Genomic DNA, 18,120 nt, shown 5'->3' with positions numbered 1-18,120 from the left:
CGACTGCCTCCATCATATAGCTAGATTCAAGCCTGTGAATCCTCACTAAAATTAGTATTCTGAAAGCAATTCACAACCTAAATACTCTTGATCGCCCCAGCCAGACCCTGTGAATCCTCACTAAAATTAGTATTCTGAAAGCAATTCACAACAGTGAAGAATGAAAACAGACTTAGAAATATCCTGTGAATCCTCACTAAAATTAGTATTCTGAAAGCAATTCACAACAAGAAACTACCTGGGTTATAAGTCACATTCCTGTGAATCCTCACTAAAATTAGTATTCTGAAAGCAATTCACAACTTTGACTTTGCAATCCCTTGCCACGCACTGCCTGTGAATCCTCACTAAAATTAGTATTCTGAAAGCAATTCACAACAGTGAGTGCTTTTTCAAACTCAGCCATTACCTGTGAATCCTCACTAAAATTAGTATTCTGAAAGCAATTCACAACGAGGTTGAAGCCAACAACGGTGGGTTTCTGCCTGTGAATCCTCACTAAAATTAGTATTCTGAAAGCAATTCACAACGCGGTGACATCACCGAAATTGTAGCAAAGCCTGTGAATCCTCACTAAAATTAGTATTCTGAAAGCAATTCACAACCTTTAAAGTCAGCAGGGATCATAACGATGTCCTGTGAATCCTCACTAAAATTAGTATTCTGAAAGCAATTCACAACAATGCCACCTTTATCCATCGTGTATGATTCCCTGTGAATCCTCACTAAAATTAGTATTCTGAAAGCAATTCACAACTACATCTTGATCAGTTGCAGCACCTTTCTGCCTGTGAATCCTCACTAAAATTAGTATTCTGAAAGCAATTCACAACTGCAGAGCTTGAGCATTTGATGCCTCACGACCTGTGAATCCTCACTAAAATTAGTATTCTGAAAGCAATTCACAACGCGACACAAACATCTTTTAAAGGCGATATACCTGTGAATCCTCACTAAAATTAGTATTCTGAAAGCAATTCACAACGATCACCTCCCGGTTGTACAGTTTTACAGTCCTGTGAATCCTCACTAAAATTAGTATTCTGAAAGCAATTCACAACAATGCCACCTTTATCCATCGTGTATGATTCCCTGTGAATCCTCACTAAAATTAGTATTCTGAAAGCAATTCACAACCTTTGATAGCATCGGCCTTTTTTTTACGCACCTGTGAATCCTCACTAAAATTAGTATTCTGAAAGCAATTCACAACCTAACTGGTCTTTAAGTTCTGCTACTTCTGCCTGTGAATCCTCACTAAAATTAGTATTCTGAAAGCAATTCACAACCGCAGGTGATTCCTCCGGAAGGGAAATATGCCTGTGAATCCTCACTAAAATTAGTATTCTGAAAGCAATTCACAACTGGTGCCTATAGGTATGTCGTTTCCGCTTGCCTGTGAATCCTCACTAAAATTAGTATTCTGAAAGCAATTCACAACCAGTTGCATAATGCTATGATTTGGCAACCCCTGTGAATCCTCACTAAAATTAGTATTCTGAAAGCAATTCACAACAATTGCGATTCTAACAAGACCGCTTTGATTCCTGTGAATCCTCACTAAAATTAGTATTCTGAAAGCAATTCACAACGCAACGCCTGATATACTTTGCTTGTTCGCGCCTGTGAATCCTCACTAAAATTAGTATTCTGAAAGCAATTCACAACGGTTGCTACTTTGCTATAAAGGTTTATGATCCTGTGAATCCTCACTAAAATTAGTATTCTGAAAGCAATTCACAACCAATGATGTTAAATCAATCATTCCGTTAATCCTGTGAATCCTCACTAAAATTAGTATTCTGAAAGCAATTCACAACAACAGCACTTACCGTTACCTCTTCATCTAACCTGTGAATCCTCACTAAAATTAGTATTCTGAAAGCAATTCACAACTGATCGCGTCTGCCAGTTGTGCTACAGAAACCTGTGAATCCTCACTAAAATTAGTATTCTGAAAGCAATTCACAACAGTCACTGCCTGCCCTTCATCTACACGATCCTGTGAATCCTCACTAAAATTAGTATTCTGAAAGCAATTCACAACGAATTAGCTATAGAGTTACTTATAGCTGTGCCTGTGAATCCTCACTAAAATTAGTATTCTGAAAGCAATTCACAACTATCAAAGCAAAACAGCAAGGCGATCAAGTCCTGTGAATCCTCACTAAAATTAGTATTCTGAAAGCAATTCACAACAACCTGTTCCGCTATTCTTACCGAGTTGACCCTGTGAATCCTCACTAAAATTAGTATTCTGAAAGCAATTCACAACTATCTTTACTTCTTCCCAGGCTTTTAGTTCCCTGTGAATCCTCACTAAAATTAGTATTCTGAAAGCAATTCACAACGCGAACTCATTGCGGGTCTGGCTTCCGGTGCCTGTGAATCCTCACTAAAATTAGTATTCTGAAACCTCCAAAAACAACTTCCCGCTTCTAAAATCAACACCGATTGAAATCCTATATCTCCGATAAGCAACAACACAAATCCAAGGTTCAGCGGAGCTAAAGCAATTCACAACCTCTACACCGCTAATTTGGCTTAGCAACTCCCTGTGAATCCTCACTAAAATTAAATAATATAAAGCTTAACCCTAGTTTCATATTTAGTTAGTGCACTACAAGTCTTTGGTAATTTTAGTTTTGCTATACAGATATCTATAAAATCAAATATCTGAATAGTTGTATTTTTAGATTTCTAGCCAAATTAGATCATTGATGAAAAAATATATACTGTTAGTTTTACTGTTTTGTTCTTTCGCATCCTTTTCTCAACAAAAAGAACTTATCCTTGCTTCCTGGAACATTCAAGATTTTGGAAAAACCAAAAACACAGAAGAACTTGAGCAGATTGCAGAAATACTCAGAGATACAGACATAATTGCTATTCAAGAAGTTGTTGCAGGTTATGGGGGAGCTCAGGCTGTAGCTAAGCTATCAGACATTCTAAACCGCAAAGGGGCTAAATGGGATTATGTAATAAGTGACCCTACGAATAGTTCGAAGTACGTAACTGAGCGCTATGCGTTCATCTGGAAAACTTCTAATATTAAAATTAAGAATAGAGGTAAGCTTATCGCTGCTCTGGATTCAAAAGTAGATCGTGAACCCTTCACGATAAACTTTTATCTTGACTCAAAGGTTTTACAAGTTATAAACTTTCATTCCAGACCTCACGATAATAATCCTCAAGCTGAAATAAAAGCAATATCTGAACACATTGTCAATGCTAAAACGGGATCTTTAATTTTTGCTGGAGATTTTAATACCACAGTACAAGACTCTGTATTTAACACATTAAAAAGTAACGGCTTCGTTCCTGCTTTAGTCGAGCAAAAAACTACTCTAAAACGATCGTGCACCGGATTAGACTACCTTAACCACGCAATTGACAATGTATTCTATTCAAAGGATCTAACATACATTGATAGCGGAGTGCTCGACTTTGTAATGTCTTGTGATCAGCTGGATAAAGCTCGTAAACTTTCAGACCACTTACCCGTCTATATCAAATTTAGTCTGAATTAATTTACTCATCCCATATAAATTCTTGAATAATAGCATTCATATCTGAAGGTAGCAGTGCTTGTTTGAGCTCATATGTTTCAATTCCCATTTTGGCAAACCAGTCTTCCCAATACTTGAGAATAACATCCTCCTCATATGGATTTTTAGGATCGGGGTTTATGCCTAATACCAGAACCTCTAGAGTATTTAAATTTTTATTTGCTGGGATGAAGCCATAATTCTTAGCTTCTATATTTTCCTCCCAGTTACTCATATTTAATTTAAATCCGCGTATGGTTTGTGGGGTCAGGTAAGATGTTAAGCCGTTTTCTTTTAGCACAGTGTTCTTATGATAAATATATCCATCTGTTAGAATTACTAGTATGTTCCGGTGATCTTCTTCAATGCAAAAATCATTAACCTTATTTTTAAAAAACCTCCAGACGTCAGAGCCTACGTAGGCGTCATCTAAAATTGATGCTTCGTAAATAAGCTTGGGAATACTGTCATATCTTTCAGTAACTGCAAGGATTTTATCTTTAATTGCATTATCTCTGGTAAACTTCAATTTTAAATCTGCTAGCTTTTTATTAAGCTTACTATCTGCAGGCTCCGGGTCGATATAAAGCTGTATTTGATCATTGATTTTTATCGATCGCTTATTTCTCAAATGAATTTCAAAAGCATTCGCTATAGAGTTGATATACCCCAAATCTCTTTCATAAAATTGCATAGCTTCATCTGGATACTTATCCGGATTGATTCGATCTGAGAGATCAAGTAAAATACTTACATTCAAGTCGGGCCTTTCTGGAGACAATCTGACCACATGCTCGTTAGATTCTGCAACGGCTTTATGAGCTTCTTTAGGTTCACTTTTGCAGGCAACTATTAAAAAACTTAATAATATTAGATTGGCAATTACTTTAATTCTCATTAGTTAATCAGTTTATACAGACGTCCCTCATAGTCTTCGTTGTCAATATTGTATTTTACTAGGTGTAGCTTTTCCTGCTCTTCGCAGCTTCTGTACAATTCTTCTTGGCGTTTCCGCCCATCAAAATTGTCTGCAATTGCTAAAAACCAACCTTTCACATATTCTGCGTGATAGGTGAGGTAATGTTTATTTGAAAAAACAAAGCCATCAATAGTACGCTGTAGATCCAGTATTTTCCCTTCGATACCTGAAATCTCTTCTTTAATTGGCGGAAGTTTTTCTTTGGCTTTATTCAATTCAAGTTCCTCGTTCTTAATCTCTTCCTGTTTGGAACGGATAAAAGATTTGATCAGGTCAAAATTTTCATACTCTTTCATAATGAAATCAAACACCAATCCCCAAATGATGTAAACAATGAAACCAGCAAAAATAATCCCCCAAAATTCCACAGATGAAAAAGCTATAGTTAAATCAAATGGTGGTGAATCAGGTGTCTTATAAAAATCATAGAGCTTTTGTTCAATGAGATAAGCTAAAATGGCATCAAAAATAAAGGTGATCGTAAAGAGCATCCCTATTTTAACAAAGCTCATTATACCCTTCTGCTTTTGAAACATATGAATCAAGTACCCCAACCCCATAAAGGCAAAAGGTATAGTAATAACAAAAATACCTTCCTGCCAGCTAGCTTTAAAAGCATTTGAAAAAGCGTGAGCATCAAAAATTGCCTCGCCCAATTTATCGGAGTCAAAATTCTTGAAAAAAGCAGAATAGGAAGCTGAAATATAAAAGACCAATAAATAGAGTGTTATGGGCAGTAATACAAATAATCCTATATAAAACTGAGCCTTAGGGCGCTTGTCTACTTCCAGACCATATACTTCAGGCGTACGCTTAACCTCAACCATATCACTTTTTAAGGAGCGTATTTTGCTCTCTATAGCCTGAATGGTTTCTTCTAAAAGACCAAGTACGGTTTTTCGCTTTTTCAATTCGGTTTCCTGTCTCCCTTTCTCATCGAGATAAGGAGCCTTAAGCTCTTTCTGCAACTGCTCATTCTCACGACATTTGCCTTTATAATCCATATAGACTTCTTCAAGACAAGTTCTAAAAACGCGGTGATTTCCCTCTGCCTGCTTTGACGAGCCATAGCCACTTTCAAAAAAGGTAAGTTTCACTTGCTTAACATCCTCAACTTGAGGTTTCTCTTCAGGAATTTTCTCGTTCTTTTTTACTGTAAAAATGCTTTTCAGACTACTCATAATTACTCTTGTATTAAATTCATCAACTGTTGTTTAGGCAGTTTTTTTTCTGCGTTCTCTAACAAAAAAGAGGTGAGCTCTGGAATATTCTCATCTAAAAAACCAAACTTTAGACAGTATTTTTTGAGCGTGACCAATTCGTCTGGATCTACTTTACCATCTGCCCAGATCATAAGGGCCAAATCATAGAGGTAAGATATTTTCTCCTCGGTTGAGTCTGGGACTGCCGAGTTGTGCGAGGGATTGACAAGTATAGTATCCAGCTCAGCCCTGCTTACCCCGCGTTCTTCTGCAAAATGGTAAAGCATTTTCATCTCTAGGACATCAAAATTATCGTCAGAGAAAGCCATTTGATAAAGCCTGAGAAAATGGCTCTTTAATTCGGTAGATATCATAATTTAAGTATTTGGTAAGTTTTCACAAGGGATCCCATCCTTATCAGGATCCAAATTCTCAAGGTAAGCTGTATTTTCACTGAAATCCTTTTGCGCCTGAGTCTGACTACTGTAATCAGAACATTTTTTAGATGGGCAATCAGCGTCAGGATCACATCCCATAACGCTCACAATGGCAACGGTAGCCACCACCAAAAGGGAGCATCCCTTTTTTTATCTATCCTTTTGCTTCAAACTGGTCTTGCTTGTATAATGACCTTGAACATAGGTCCCGTCTTTTCGATAATAACCTTTTCGGTATCCCACAGGTATTACTATTTAAGTTGTATGACATTCCTTAGAACAAGTCTTACACCCATTAGCTCTAGGATATGTTTTCTTGGCCTCTCTTACAGCAGAAGAGCAGTTATTATATTGACCTAAGTATTTTGAACTAATAGCTAGAGATAACCAGAAACAATCCTCACTATGTACTTCGTGATCTCCATTATCTTGTGCTTTATTGTTTACGTAATATTTTTTCATATCGAATTGACTTTAAATTAAATCTAAACCTACCCTTCCCTTACAGTAACTGTATGATGATTTAACTAGAATTATTCTCTTCATAAAAATCTACTGTTTCCAACAGTTTGTCTTCAAATTGATAAATGTCATCTAAAGAAGACAGAACTTGTCTTTGCTCGTTCTTTTTGGAGTCAAACAGTCCAATATATTTTGTTCCTCCGTTAAAATGCAATCGGCATAATGGTTTTCGATTATTATCATCCAGCAAAATCCCAAAATAAGATTGGGTATCTCGATGCACGATTCTAGTTACATCCAGTTTACGACGTAAAATGGCTACGACAATTCTGTATCCTTCTAACTCCTCTTCGGTTGTCACCACCTTACTTATTTCCTCTGGTTCAGGTATAATTTCTTGTTGTTCTTCTGCTTCTTTATTTAATGCTGCATTAAGACGGTCATTTACCCGATCACTTATTGTTTGATTAAACGCCTTTTCAACTAAACCAGTAAACTCAGTCATTACTTTTTCGGTTAATCTGCCACTATACACTTCACTTGCGAAAAGTTTTACAAAATTGAAAGAAGGGGACTGCAGCTCTCTTGAGATTAGTTTTCGAATTTCTTTAGTGTACTTTAAAGAGCTCGCGTTGTCTACAATCTTATGTACATCAAAATTGGATTTATGAAATTTTGCAATCTCGGTTACCACATTCTCTTTAAGTTTAGTAATGTCAAACTCTAAAAAAGGCTTTTCATCCATTTTGTTAGGATTCTCCAAATCGGTATAGAAACGATATTCTATGCCGTTGGTTAATAAGGCAAATCTTGTTTTAGAAACATGAAAATAACGGAACAGCTGCGAATTATGAGGATCCATCTTTTCCCTCCAATTTTTACACTCAATGATGATTATAGGTTGCCCATCTTGAAAAATCGCATAATCAACTTTCTCTCCCTTTTTAAGACCTAAGTCAGCTGTAAACTCTGGAACTACTTCTAGTGGATTAAAAGTATCATACCCTAGCAGATTAATAAATGGTAATACAAAAGCGTGCTTAGTAGACTCTTCTGTTTCTATTTGATCTTTTAGACGATCTATTTTATCAGCAAGAGCTTTAAGTTGATTATTGAGTTCCATAGGTCACCACTTGTTTGAGTTAATAAAATTTCAAACCTAGGGCTATTAAAAATCAATGCCTTACAGAAATCTGTAAGGCATTGATTTTTTTACTAAAATGATATTGGATTTTAGATTAACCCTTCCCGAATAAGCTTGGCGACCAGTTCTGTAGAATTCTTAGCGCCAAATTCATCAAAAAGTTTGCTTACACGTTTATCTATAGCGCTTTCGCTATTCGGCCTCAAATCCATTTTTTTCAATTTTACTCGAATCTGCTTTTTACTCAAACCATTTGCTAGATTCTTTAAAATAACCAGATCAAGTTCATCGAGCTCAAATAAATTCTTTCCCAAGTTGAGATCAATTTGAGGAGAAATATAAAACGCTCCATCCCTCACAAGCTCCATTGCTTTTACTAATTCATCCAAGCTCTGTCTGCCTTTACACACATATGCATTAATCTTATAGGAGTCAAATAGCGTTTTAATTTGAACCGGGTTTTCCTCCATGGAGTTTACGATGATTTTAATATCAGGCTGGAGCTTTCTGGAAACCTTTATCAGTTCATATCCTGAAACTATATTTTGATGAGTATGATCTTTCTTAAACGAAAGATCAGTGATCAGTACATCGTAGGCTTCTTGCTTTATATGAGCAACTTTGAGGCGATTAAACGCTTTGTCACAATAAAACTCTTCCTGTACTTCAGGTATTCTTAGTTTAGCTTTCAAGGTATCTACAATACTCTTGTTATCTCCTTGAAAATCTTCTGCTATCAAAACTTTTTTAAACATATTGAGTTGCCTTTTTAAATAGGCATCGTAATTAATGCCTTAAATCCATCGCCTTGTTTAGAATCAAAAGTAATCGTTCCCCCTATGGCTTCAATACGTTTTTCTGTATTGAGAAGTCCATTTTTTATAATTTTCTCGTTTTGAGATACCCCTACTCCGTTATCAGAATAACGTATTTCAATATCATCAGAATTCGTTTTAAAGTTTAAAGTGACTATCGTAGCTTGACTGTGTTTCGCCATATTGATAAAAAGTTCCCGTAAAACTTTATACAGCGTTATTTTTGTCACATTGCTCAAAACTTGCCAGGCAATTTCCTTACTTCCCGAAATAAGCAGCCGGGTATTTTCAGGTTTAATCTGGTCAAGCATGGTGTAAAGCGCCTCCTTATAGTTCACTCCCGTATCCACTGCATTGATCTCGCGAGAAAAGTCCCTGCTTTGCTGATACAGTTTATCAAGCTCGTTGAGTATTTTTTCTGGCTCAGATTTGCTCTGTACCAAAAGCATCACGTGATGCAAACCAGCGCCAAAATCGTCGTGCAGGCGCTGCGATAATAACGCTTCTGTTTTATAAGAGGCCTCAACCCGGTCTGCCCTGTTTTGGGTTTTCAAGCGCCTTACATGCTGTTTATAGAGATAAAAACCTAAAACCAATAAAATCAAAAGTCCCAAAACACCCATAAAAAAAGCCCACTTAGCAGTTCGCTCACGCGATGCTTCTAATTCTTTTGTTGCTTTTTCCTTCTCTAATCTTAGAATAGATTCTTGCTTTAATTTGTCATCATATTTATACTTTGCAAATTGGGTTTTGACTTTAAGTTCAGATGCAGACAAACTGTCTTGCAATGTAATATACCTGTTCTTATAGGTAATGTTTTGTGGAGCCAACTGCATTTTAAATTTTAATGCTTCCTGTTCTGCACGCGGATTATTAGGATTTCGGGAAATATCAATCACCGAATCAAAATAGACCATAGCGCGATTTGGTTGTCTTCCCATGTAAAATTCCCCTAAATGCGTATAACTTGCAATTGCTCCCAATTGATCGTTAGCCATTCTACGCATTCTAAGCGGAACTAAAAACGCCTCGTCATTCACATCTACGCCTGATAGCCATCTTGCATAAGCCAAATTATCAAGTACCCTAGCTTTTTGATCACTTTCATTTACCAAAGAGTCACTACTGAGCTGCCTGAGGATTTTTAGTCCTTTCAAATATTCCCCTAAGTCAATATAGATTGTTGCGAGATTATTTTTATAAGTTATTATATCGACACCCTGACTTTTGGGTATAATAATTTTGTAAAGTGCCTGGGCTTCCTCGAAATTTTGCAGTTTTCGATGATTTTGAGCTAACCTGTCTAGTACTGACAAATAAGTATCAGCATCAGTCTCTTCTTTTATAAATGTTAAAGCTTCAGTTAAAGTCTCTTTACTCCCAAAATAATCATTTTGCTTCTTTTGTATTCTCCCCATATTTAGCAGTGCTTTTCCCATACCAATGCTATCAGACACCTGCTGATAGTAAAACTTAGATCTGGTATAGCATACAAAAGCACTATCTGGCTGCTGATCAATCGTATCAAAATAATAACCCATCAGATACTGTTGAAGAGCTAAAACATTAGGATCAATAGCAATATGCTCACTATTCATTGCCTTATCATAAATCAACAAACTATCGTACTCACCTAAAAGTAAATGCAAATAGTTCTTTTGGTAGAGAAGACGTCCAAAACGCGAATCGGCAGTTTTATACCGAACCTTTATAAAAGCTTTAGTGGCAAACTGTTTACGCTGTTGTAAGCTGTATTCCTTCTTCTGAGCTTTTAAATCATAATAACTTATTGAATCACGATCACCTCTAGCATGCTTAAAATCTGAACTCGTATCTGTACGATTAGCACATCCAATAGTTAAAAAACATATTATAAAAAAAAAGCGACTATACAACATCTTGTGTTTTAGCCTAAAACTACTAAAAAAGGCTTGTAGGTTGCCACAAGCCTTTTTGTTTTATTTGCATTATTCGTCACCTTCTGACGGTGGTGGCGGTGGCGGTGGTGGAATTACTTCCCCATCATCTCCTTCAGTAGCCTGAGTGTTGCTAATTAAACGTTCTTCATAAGCGTCTGCACTACAAGAGGCAAGCACGCCATTAAATGCCACAATACATAGGGCTATTATAATTTTCTTCATCTTCTTAAATTTTGTGATTGAACAAAGGGATGGCTGTCCGGGTAGTTCCCAGAGTTTCGCTTTTCAGCCATCATTGAGTTTTGGAGTACTCCGTTTGTTTTTTGGAAAGTGGAAATCTTATGCAGCAGCTTTAAGCTACTTTCCAAATTGGCCGAGCCACTGCATTATAGATTTCCGTAAGAATGAATGTTCTAGAAAAGCTATGTTAGCTATACATAGCAGCAATCATTCTCAGGAACAAAGTAAAGGAAGGATGAAGGTTTGGTTGCAGACAGGTTTTGGACATTTTTTAGACAAAATTTGGACGTCAATAAATTCAAGGGTTCACTAAGAATTAGTCCGAAAAATGTCCAATGATAATTTGTATTTTTAGGATAACATGGGAGAAGAAGCTAAAAAAAGAATTGTATTACAAGCGTTTGAAAAAGCAAAGATGTCTTGCCCAGGAGACTCCATTAACGCTTGGAGCAATCATATCTCGATGACAATTGATACTCCTAGTGCAAAAACCCTAACAAAAGCCTATAAATATTGTATTAGTGAAGGCAAAAAAGGAAGTAGACCTAGCAAGCATACCCTCAATAGGCTTTGCAAATATTTGGGGTATAATGATTTTGCTGAGTTCGTTGATAAAAACAAAGCAAAGGAACTACTACAAGAAGAAATTGGCTTAAGAGAAAATGAAGAAATTGATGACTCATCCGTAAAAGTTAAAGCTATATCGAATCAAAAAAGATGGTATTCGATTTCTATTTTTGGGACATTCGCCCTGACGTTAATAATTATAGTTTATTTTATCGCTAAGAATAGAGCATCCGAACCAAGTGCATCTATAAAATGCATGACTTGGACAGGTTCTGAATTCGAAGAAATAGCCTGCGGATCAGGGGCCTATTCTACTTATGGAACTGCAATTGAGCCGTATGAAAAAAAACGTTTTGAGAACTTTAGACGGGTTGATGTAGATATCACGACTCAATTCTTTTCTGAACAGAATCAAAAACCATTATTCTGGTATTATAAAAATGATCAAGGAGAAATTGAATATTACACCTCTGCTGGCTTACATCCTGTAAATGGAGAAACTCTTAAAGCAATAACTGAATACATTATTGAAAAATATGTACCTATACATCAAAATAAGCCTTCATCATTTGTTCAAGACACCAAATGAAGAGTTCAAAAAATGAAAATCGAGTAAGATTTTAGAACTACTTAAAACAATGGATGCTTCCATACTAGTTCGAATTTAGCACAATAAGAGCACTCAGGGAGCTTACATTAAGACAGCGCCTTTATGAATACTCCGAAAAAGAAAGAGGCTGACTGATGTTTCAGGACAGCCTCAATTAGAATGAATAGCCTTTAATTCTATATTTTTCTACGGTCATGCAAAGTAAGGCTGTCTCCAAAAACAAAATTTAAACCGCCACTATCTTATAATCTTCAACCTACCAGCAGCTTTATTGGAGGAAGTAGTTTTGGATTGCAGAACTTCTTGAAGTTTGCTCATATCCTCTTCTACTTTTTTGTCTAAAACGCGGGCATAGATCTGTGTAGTTGCTATTTTAGTATGTCCTAAAAGCTTAGATACGGTTTCTATGGGCATTCCATTGCTCAGTGTCACCGTTGTAGCAAACGTATGACGTGCCATATGGAACGTCAGATTCTTGGCAAGTCCACAAGCCTCCGCAATTTCTTTTAAATATAAATTGGCGCGCTCGTTAGTTATAGGTGGAAATAAAGTACCTGAAACTTCTGTTAATGGATGCTCCCTATACTTTTCAATAAGCCTAAGAGCCGTAGGCATTAAAGGTACTTTTACACGGGTATTTGTTTTCTGTCGATTCGTGACAATCCATTTTTTATCGTCTTCACCCTTCCAGATATTATTAGGTGTTAGCTTGTTTAAATCCGCATAACTGATTCCGGTATAACAACTAAACAAAAAAAGATCACGAACACGTTCTAAACGCTCTAGTGGAAATTCATAGGTAGCCAAATTAGACAATTCGTGTTCAGAAAGGAATTCTCGATCTGTTTTTTCAAAGGTAGTTTTCCAGCGTCTAAACGGATCCTTGTCCAGCCACTCTAAATGATAAGCGAGTCGAATCATTTTGCGTAGCCGCTGAATGTGTTTCATCACCGTATTGTGACTCATAGCTCTTGGATGTCCTTTAGGGTAGTATTGCACCAAAAAGCTCTCAAAATCGCAAATAAACTTATAATCCAATCGCGAAAGAAAGATATCCTCAAGCTTATTTGATTTTAAGAATTTGAGAACATAGTTTTCCGTAATTTGAAAATTCCGAATAGTGCCCTTAGCAAGTGTGCCCTTGATTTTCTCACTGTGATAATCGATCAATTGAACAAGTGTTTTAGTGCTTTTATCATCCCCCATAAAATAATCCTTGATCATTTGAGCCGTTAGCACCTTATCTGCTGCTTTCAGCTCCATATAGCTTTGATACAATTGAGATTTGGCCAGATCAAGATATTGATTCAGTTGTTTAGCCATAACCGAGTTACCAAGAACCCGTTTACTTTGACTATCCCATAATTCTAGAGGAACATTTCGTTTGAGACTAATGCTTAATCTCTTTTGATCCATGGTGATTCGTGCATAAATAAGCACTTCCCCATTTTTGTTTTTGCGTGTATCAGCCCAAAACTGAATTGAAAAGGTTTTTGAAGTTCGCATAGTTTTTGATTTAAATTAAACTTGATTGTTACGAAAGTCAAATCCAATCCCATCAAAACTCGTAAAGAGGTAGTTTTCTCAGCGGTTAAAAATTGTTACCGCGAAGGAAAAACGTTACCATATTGCTACCATTTAAACTGAAATCACTTCAAATTAAATGATAGCCTAAAAACTTGAAAACCACGTATTTAATAAAAATACGTGGTTTTTGCATCCATTTATTTGGACCTTTTGTGACCCCGGAGGGATTCAAACCCCCAACCCTCAGAGCCGAAATCTGATGCGCTATTCAGTTGCGCCACGGGGCCAGTTACACTATTCTTCTTAAAAATTCACGCCCAACTCCAGATTTCAAATATTTCTCATATTCTCTTGCTTCTAATCTGGAAGTAAAGCCCTTACTATAAACCAATTTCCACGGGAGAAATCCTTTTGTTTATCTATTTTCTCCTCGGTTATGCTGTATTAGTCTTTCTTCTACATCTTCGGACATGCCTTTATAGAGCCGACCATCTTTTAAACTTTGTAAAACATAGACAAAATACATCCTTCCAATATTTCAATCTCAACCCCAGAGCCGAAACCTGCCTGCCGGCAGGCAGGTCTGATGCGCTATTCAGTTGCGCCACGGAGCCTATTTATTTCGCTAATGCGAAAAATCGTTATGCTAATTTACGTTTTACAATTGTAGAAATTGTTTTTCCATCTGCTTTTCCGGCAAGTTCCTGAGACGCAAGCCCCATCACCTTGCCCATATCCTGCATGCCTGATGCTCCGGTCTTCTCGATAATTGAAGCGACTACTTCTTCTATCTTCTCCTCGCTCAACTGCTCTGGTAAAAACTGCTCGATAACCGCAGCCTGATCCAGCTCTTCCTGAGCCATCTCCTCTCGACCTTGCTCTTGATATACCGCTGCACTATCCTTGCGCTGCTTAACCAATTTTTGAAGCATCTTGATCTCTTGTTCTTCAGACAATTCTTCTCCTGCTCCACTTTCAGTTTGAGCAGTAAGAATAGCCGATTTAATAGCGCGTAAAGAAGCAAGTGCATTTTGATCTTTTGCTTTCATTGCTGCTTTCATCGCCGTCATTACTTCGGTCTGTAAACTCATGACTTCTCTAATTTTTGGAGAGCGAATATAGCCAAAATTCGCTTTTCACACCACACATTTCACTAAAAAGAAAGGCCGCTAGTTTTCACTAACGGCCGCTCCTACATCGGTTTTTACTAACTAATCGACATTATCGTGTAAGAATGAATTGTTTCTGCGTAATTGCATCTCATCATTCTCATCGGTGCTTAAAGAAGTACGTGAAATAGAACTTTTAGCACTCGGGTTTGAATCTAGATTTACTCCCATTCTTTTATAAGCCGGTTGCTTCTCAATCTCATCAATGCGCGACTGATTATTATGGAATTTATAATTAAACTCCTTCATCATACGTCTGCGTTCTGCAGCGCGCTCGGTAAGCAATTGAGAGATGGGCGCATTCATAGGATCACCATCTTCTTCCTTTACCTCTTCTTTCTCAACAGGCGCAACAGTTTTGCGCTCAAAAGCGATCTCTTCCTCTTGTTTCTTTTGAGGTTCTGCTCGTTTTTGCTGAGTAGGTTGTGCACTGTTTAAATGATCTTCCATCTCCATATAATCATCAAGGCTGTAACGCTTTTCTCCGTTTTCATTCACTTCGGTTACCGAAACGATTTCCACAGGGTTGTTCACCTCTATATCGTTGATGTCATCATCTAAATTATACACCACTTCTTCCTCCTCATCTTCTGCAATAAATTCTTCTTGTGCCGGAGAAGCTTTTTCATTTAATGGCAAGTCAAAAGAAAGCGTAAACTGCTCTTCTTCCTCTTGATTAAACAAATCTGCCTGAGGTTTGTACGTAGGTTCTTCAACACTTACGATTTTAAATTCTAGCTCTTCCTCCTCGTCTTCAAAAGTGATCTCAGGTTCAGAATGATCTAAAACTTCTTCATACACCACCTGAAGGTTTCTGATCAACTCTGTCGTCGGGATCAAATCCATTTTAGGCTTTGGTGTTTCCTTCTTAGGCTTATTCACCATCAGATCCATTGGATCATCCGTATCATCAAGCGTATGCACGATAGGCTTTTTCTCAGGAGCCGGCGCTTCCTTCTTTGGCGCAGGTGTATCAAAATTTAACGTCCCTCCGGTATTTTTAGGTGTAAGATCGTGTTGCGCACGCTGCTCATCTTCTAGGGTGTGAATGATCTTCTTCGTTTCGGTATTAACGATATCATTTTGCTGTTCTACATTAAACCCCGTTGCGATAATTGTTACCGAAATCGCATCACCAAGGCTTTCTTCTTCTCCAACACCCATAATGATATTTGCGCTATGACCAGCCTCATCTTGAATGTGATCGTTGATCTCACCGATCTCATCAATAGTGATCTCTTCGGTTCCTGAAACGATAAGCAACAGTACGTTCTTGGCACCGGTAATTTTATTGTCGTTCAACAATGGTGAGTCTAATGCTTTTCTGATGGCGTCCTGAGCACGACTCGCACCACTGGCATTAGCACTACCCATAATAGCGGTTCCGCTATTACTCAATACGGTTTTTGCATCACGAAGGTCAATGTTTTGCGTGTAGTGATGCGTGATCACTTCGGCAATACCTCTTGAAGCTGTAGCAAGAACTTCGTCTGCTTTGCTGAATCCCGCCTTAAAACCAAGATTACCATATACCTCTCGCAATTTATTGTTGTTGATCACGATAAGCGAATCAACGTGAGAACGTAATTTTTCGACCCCTAGCTGAGCTTGTTCATTACGCATTTTACCTTCAAACTGAAACGGAATCGTCACAATACCTACGGTAAGTACATCCATCTCTTTTGACATTTTTGCAATCACAGGAGCTGCTCCGGTTCCGGTACCACCGCCCATTCCGGCAGTGATAAACACCATTTTGGTATTGGTCCCAAGCATCTGTTTTACATCTTCAGAGCTCTCGATAGCAGCTTTCTCACCAACTTCTGGATTAGCACCTGCACCTAAACCTTCGGTAAGGCTTACACCCAACTGAATTTTAATAGGCACCGGGCTATTTTCTAAAGCTTGCGCATCTGTGTTACAAACTACAAAGTCTACTCCTTTAATTCCTTGGCTAAACATATGGTTGATGGCATTACTACCACCACCACCTACGCCAATCACTTTGATGACGTTGCTCTGATTTTTTGGTAAATCAAACGAAATGTTTTCAAAATCTGTGTTGCTCATAATATGTCGTTTTACCGGTTGTTTCTTGTGTTTTCTCTTTTTCTATTGGCTTTAATAAACGTATTTCGCTTATCTCTTTTTTTCTATTCTGCGTTATCTAAGAAGTCTTTAAACTTCTCTGCCCAAGTATCAAAAATGCTTTTACGCTGTTTCTTAGGCTCTTGAGGTTTTTCTTCTTCCTCGTTAGTTTCATCTTCCAAAAGGGGCTCGATCACAGGCTCTTCTTCTACAACTGCCGTATCCTGAGGCTCGTCATCATCGCTATTATGCTGATGCTCTAAGCTATTCATTACCAAACCAACTGCCGTCGCGTACAACGGACTCGTAGTTTCAGAATCGCTATCGCCTGCCAAGTGTTCGTTAGGATAGCCAATACGCGTATCCATCCCGGTGATGTACTCTACCAGTTGCTTTAAATGCTTCAGTTGTGAACCCCCACCGGTAAGTACAATCCCTGCAATAAGTTTTTTCTTTTGTTCCTCGTGACCATAATTCTTAATCTCGAGATACACTTGCTCAACGATCTCTACCACGCGTGCGTGAATGATCTTAGAGAGGTTTTTAAGCGTAATTTCTTTAGGCTCTCTACCACGTAATCCAGGGATAGAAACGATCTCGTTATCTTTATTTTCACCCGGCCACGCTGAACCAAATTTTATTTTAAGAAGCTCTGCCTGCTTTTCTATAATGCTGCAACCCTCTTTAATATCTTCAGTAATCACATTACCACCAAAAGGAATTACCGCTGTATGCCGAATGATTCCATCCTTAAAAATGGCAAGATCTGTGGTACCACCTCCTATATCAATAAGTGCGACTCCCGCTTCTTTTTCTTCCTGACTCAACACTGCATTTGCTGACGCTAACGGCTCTAGTGTAATTTTATCAAGGTTAAGCCCCGCACTTTTTACACAACGACCAATGTTGCGTATGCTGCTCACCTGACCTACAACCACGTGGAAATTGGCCTCTAACCTCCCACCATACATCCCGATAGGTTGTGTGATTTCAGCTTGACCATCCACTTTATATTCCTGCGGAAGCACGTGAATAATCTCTTCTCCCGGAAGCATCACCAGTTTATGCACCTGGTTACAAAGCATATCGATATCCTTAGGACCAATAACTTGATCTGCATCTGCCCGAGTGATGTAATCGCTATGTTGCAAGCTGCGTATGTGTTGACCTGCGATACCTACAACCACATCTTCAATTTTCATCCCAGAAACACTCTCAGCTTCCTGCACAGCTTGTTGGATAGATTGAATCGTCTGAGTAATATTATTCACTACCCCACGATGCACACCCAAACTCTTGGATTTACCAATACCCAAGATCTCAAGCTTCTGATACTCGTTGTACCTGCCTATCATCGCCACAATCTTAGTGGTACCTATATCCAGTCCTACTGCTATGTCCTTATGCTCCATA

At 37.9% G+C, this 18,120-nt stretch carries 15 protein-coding genes, 1 tRNA gene and 1 CRISPR repeat array; of the genes, 2 read left to right on the top strand and 14 right to left on the bottom strand.

The window, feature by feature from the left end; translation table 11 throughout:
* Positions 1-31: 31 nt before the first annotated feature.
* Positions 32-2,427: direct repeats of the CRISPR family, unit length 46 nt; unit sequence CCTGTGAATCCTCACTAAAATTAGTATTCTGAAAGCAATTCACAAC.
* A 293-nt stretch (positions 2,428-2,720) separates the two neighbouring features.
* Complete coding sequence (locus tag WA338_RS16745) at positions 2,721-3,530, top strand: endonuclease/exonuclease/phosphatase family protein (RefSeq protein ID WP_336094242.1); 810 nt, start codon at positions 2,721-2,723, stop codon at positions 3,528-3,530.
* 1 nt (position 3,531) lies between these two features.
* On the opposite strand, the gene WA338_RS16740 is transcribed toward WA338_RS16745, so the two are convergent.
* The 8 genes from WA338_RS16740 to WA338_RS16710 form a co-directional block, all read right to left on the bottom strand.
* Entirely contained in the window at positions 3,532-4,446 is a 915-nt protein-coding gene (locus tag WA338_RS16740; RefSeq protein WP_336094240.1) for a hypothetical protein, read from the bottom strand.
* Positions 4,446-5,708, bottom strand: coding sequence for an ABC transporter permease (locus WA338_RS16735; RefSeq protein WP_336094238.1), 1,263 nt, complete (start codon positions 5,706-5,708; stop codon positions 4,446-4,448). Before WA338_RS16735 ends, WA338_RS16740 begins: the two co-directional genes overlap by 1 nt.
* Positions 5,709-5,710: 2 nt before the next feature.
* On the bottom strand, positions 5,711-6,103 hold the full coding sequence (locus tag WA338_RS16730) for a hypothetical protein (RefSeq protein WP_336094236.1): 393 nt from the start codon (positions 6,101-6,103) through the stop codon (positions 5,711-5,713).
* Positions 6,104-6,106: 3 nt separating this feature from the next.
* Positions 6,107-6,265: an excalibur calcium-binding domain-containing protein gene (locus tag WA338_RS18920; protein ID WP_442913231.1), complete on the bottom strand. Its 159-nt coding sequence runs from the start codon at positions 6,263-6,265 to the stop codon at positions 6,107-6,109.
* Between the two features lie 424 nt (positions 6,266-6,689).
* The gene (locus WA338_RS16725) at positions 6,690-7,751 is read right to left on the bottom strand and encodes a type I restriction endonuclease (RefSeq protein WP_336094234.1); all 1,062 of its coding nucleotides are present in this window, start codon (positions 7,749-7,751) and stop codon (positions 6,690-6,692) included.
* A 110-nt stretch (positions 7,752-7,861) separates the two neighbouring features.
* The gene (locus tag WA338_RS16720; protein ID WP_336094233.1) at positions 7,862-8,527 is read right to left on the bottom strand and encodes a DNA-binding response regulator; all 666 of its coding nucleotides are present in this window, start codon (positions 8,525-8,527) and stop codon (positions 7,862-7,864) included.
* A 14-nt stretch (positions 8,528-8,541) separates the two neighbouring features.
* Entirely contained in the window at positions 8,542-10,236 is a 1,695-nt protein-coding gene (locus tag WA338_RS16715; RefSeq protein ID WP_336094232.1) for a sensor histidine kinase, read from the bottom strand.
* 318 nt (positions 10,237-10,554) lie between these two features.
* Positions 10,555-10,728 (bottom strand): hypothetical protein, encoded by a 174-nt coding sequence (locus tag WA338_RS16710; protein WP_336094230.1) that lies wholly within the window; start codon positions 10,726-10,728, stop codon positions 10,555-10,557.
* 379 nt (positions 10,729-11,107) lie between these two features.
* Here WA338_RS16710 and WA338_RS16705 point away from each other — a divergent pair, with 379 nt between their 5' ends.
* Positions 11,108-11,902, top strand: a complete 795-nt coding sequence (locus WA338_RS16705; RefSeq protein ID WP_336094228.1) for a hypothetical protein — start codon at positions 11,108-11,110, stop codon at positions 11,900-11,902.
* 258 nt (positions 11,903-12,160) lie between these two features.
* Here WA338_RS16705 and WA338_RS16700 read toward each other — a convergent pair whose 3' ends face one another.
* The 6 genes from WA338_RS16700 to ftsA all read right to left on the bottom strand — a co-directional run bounded on the left by WA338_RS16700 (position 12,161) and on the right by ftsA (position 18,119).
* A complete protein-coding gene (locus WA338_RS16700) occupies positions 12,161-13,429 on the bottom strand; it encodes a site-specific integrase (protein WP_336094226.1) in 1,269 nt (422 codons plus the stop codon).
* A gap of 234 nt (positions 13,430-13,663) precedes the next feature.
* Positions 13,664-13,737 (bottom strand) — tRNA-Arg (locus tag WA338_RS16695).
* Between the two features lie 128 nt (positions 13,738-13,865).
* A complete protein-coding gene (locus tag WA338_RS16690) occupies positions 13,866-13,976 on the bottom strand; it encodes a GIY-YIG nuclease family protein (protein WP_262494754.1) in 111 nt (36 codons plus the stop codon).
* A 115-nt stretch (positions 13,977-14,091) separates the two neighbouring features.
* Positions 14,092-14,541 carry a GatB/YqeY domain-containing protein gene (locus WA338_RS16685; RefSeq protein WP_009781488.1) on the bottom strand — a complete coding sequence of 150 codons (450 nt, stop codon included), beginning with the start codon at positions 14,539-14,541 and terminating at the stop codon, positions 14,092-14,094.
* A gap of 120 nt (positions 14,542-14,661) precedes the next feature.
* Entirely contained in the window at positions 14,662-16,689 is a 2,028-nt protein-coding gene (gene ftsZ / locus WA338_RS16680; RefSeq protein ID WP_225599352.1) for a cell division protein FtsZ, read from the bottom strand.
* Positions 16,690-16,772: 83 nt separating this feature from the next.
* Entirely contained in the window at positions 16,773-18,119 is a 1,347-nt protein-coding gene (gene ftsA, locus WA338_RS16675) for a cell division protein FtsA (protein ID WP_272985951.1), read from the bottom strand.
* Between the last annotated feature and the right edge of the window lies 1 nt (position 18,120).

Origin of the sequence: Leeuwenhoekiella sp. CH_XMU1409-2, from assembly GCF_037029365.1 — a bacterium.
Taxonomy (GTDB): Bacteria; Bacteroidota; Bacteroidia; order Flavobacteriales; family Flavobacteriaceae; genus Leeuwenhoekiella; species Leeuwenhoekiella blandensis.
The sequence above is the reverse complement of the archived record's forward strand: the minus strand, read 5'-3'. Positions and strand labels throughout refer to the sequence as shown.

Bases quoted from the DNA above. Each gene is read 5' to 3' on its own strand.
- WA338_RS16700 (WP_336094226.1), bottom strand. From the start codon at position 13,429: ATGCGAACTTCAAAAACCTTTTCAATTCAGTTTTGGGCTGATACACGC.
- ftsZ (WP_225599352.1), bottom strand. From the start codon at position 16,689: ATGAGCAACACAGATTTTGAAAACATTTCGTTTGATTTACCAAAAAAT.
- WA338_RS16725 (WP_336094234.1), bottom strand. From the start codon at position 7,751: ATGGAACTCAATAATCAACTTAAAGCTCTTGCTGATAAAATAGATCGT.
- ftsA (WP_272985951.1), bottom strand. From the start codon at position 18,119: ATGGAGCATAAGGACATAGCAGTAGGACTGGATATAGGTACCACTAAG.
- WA338_RS16705 (WP_336094228.1), top strand. From the start codon at position 11,108: ATGGGAGAAGAAGCTAAAAAAAGAATTGTATTACAAGCGTTTGAAAAA.
- WA338_RS16720 (WP_336094233.1), bottom strand. From the start codon at position 8,527: ATGTTTAAAAAAGTTTTGATAGCAGAAGATTTTCAAGGAGATAACAAG.
- WA338_RS16690 (WP_262494754.1), bottom strand. From the start codon at position 13,976: ATGTATTTTGTCTATGTTTTACAAAGTTTAAAAGATGGTCGGCTCTAT.
- WA338_RS16730 (WP_336094236.1), bottom strand. From the start codon at position 6,103: ATGATATCTACCGAATTAAAGAGCCATTTTCTCAGGCTTTATCAAATG.
- WA338_RS16735 (WP_336094238.1), bottom strand. From the start codon at position 5,708: ATGAGTAGTCTGAAAAGCATTTTTACAGTAAAAAAGAACGAGAAAATT.
- WA338_RS16685 (WP_009781488.1), bottom strand. From the start codon at position 14,541: ATGAGTTTACAGACCGAAGTAATGACGGCGATGAAAGCAGCAATGAAA.
- WA338_RS16710 (WP_336094230.1), bottom strand. From the start codon at position 10,728: ATGAAGAAAATTATAATAGCCCTATGTATTGTGGCATTTAATGGCGTG.
- WA338_RS16745 (WP_336094242.1), top strand. From the start codon at position 2,721: ATGAAAAAATATATACTGTTAGTTTTACTGTTTTGTTCTTTCGCATCC.
- WA338_RS16740 (WP_336094240.1), bottom strand. From the start codon at position 4,446: ATGAGAATTAAAGTAATTGCCAATCTAATATTATTAAGTTTTTTAATA.
- WA338_RS18920 (WP_442913231.1), bottom strand. From the start codon at position 6,265: ATGGGATGTGATCCTGACGCTGATTGCCCATCTAAAAAATGTTCTGAT.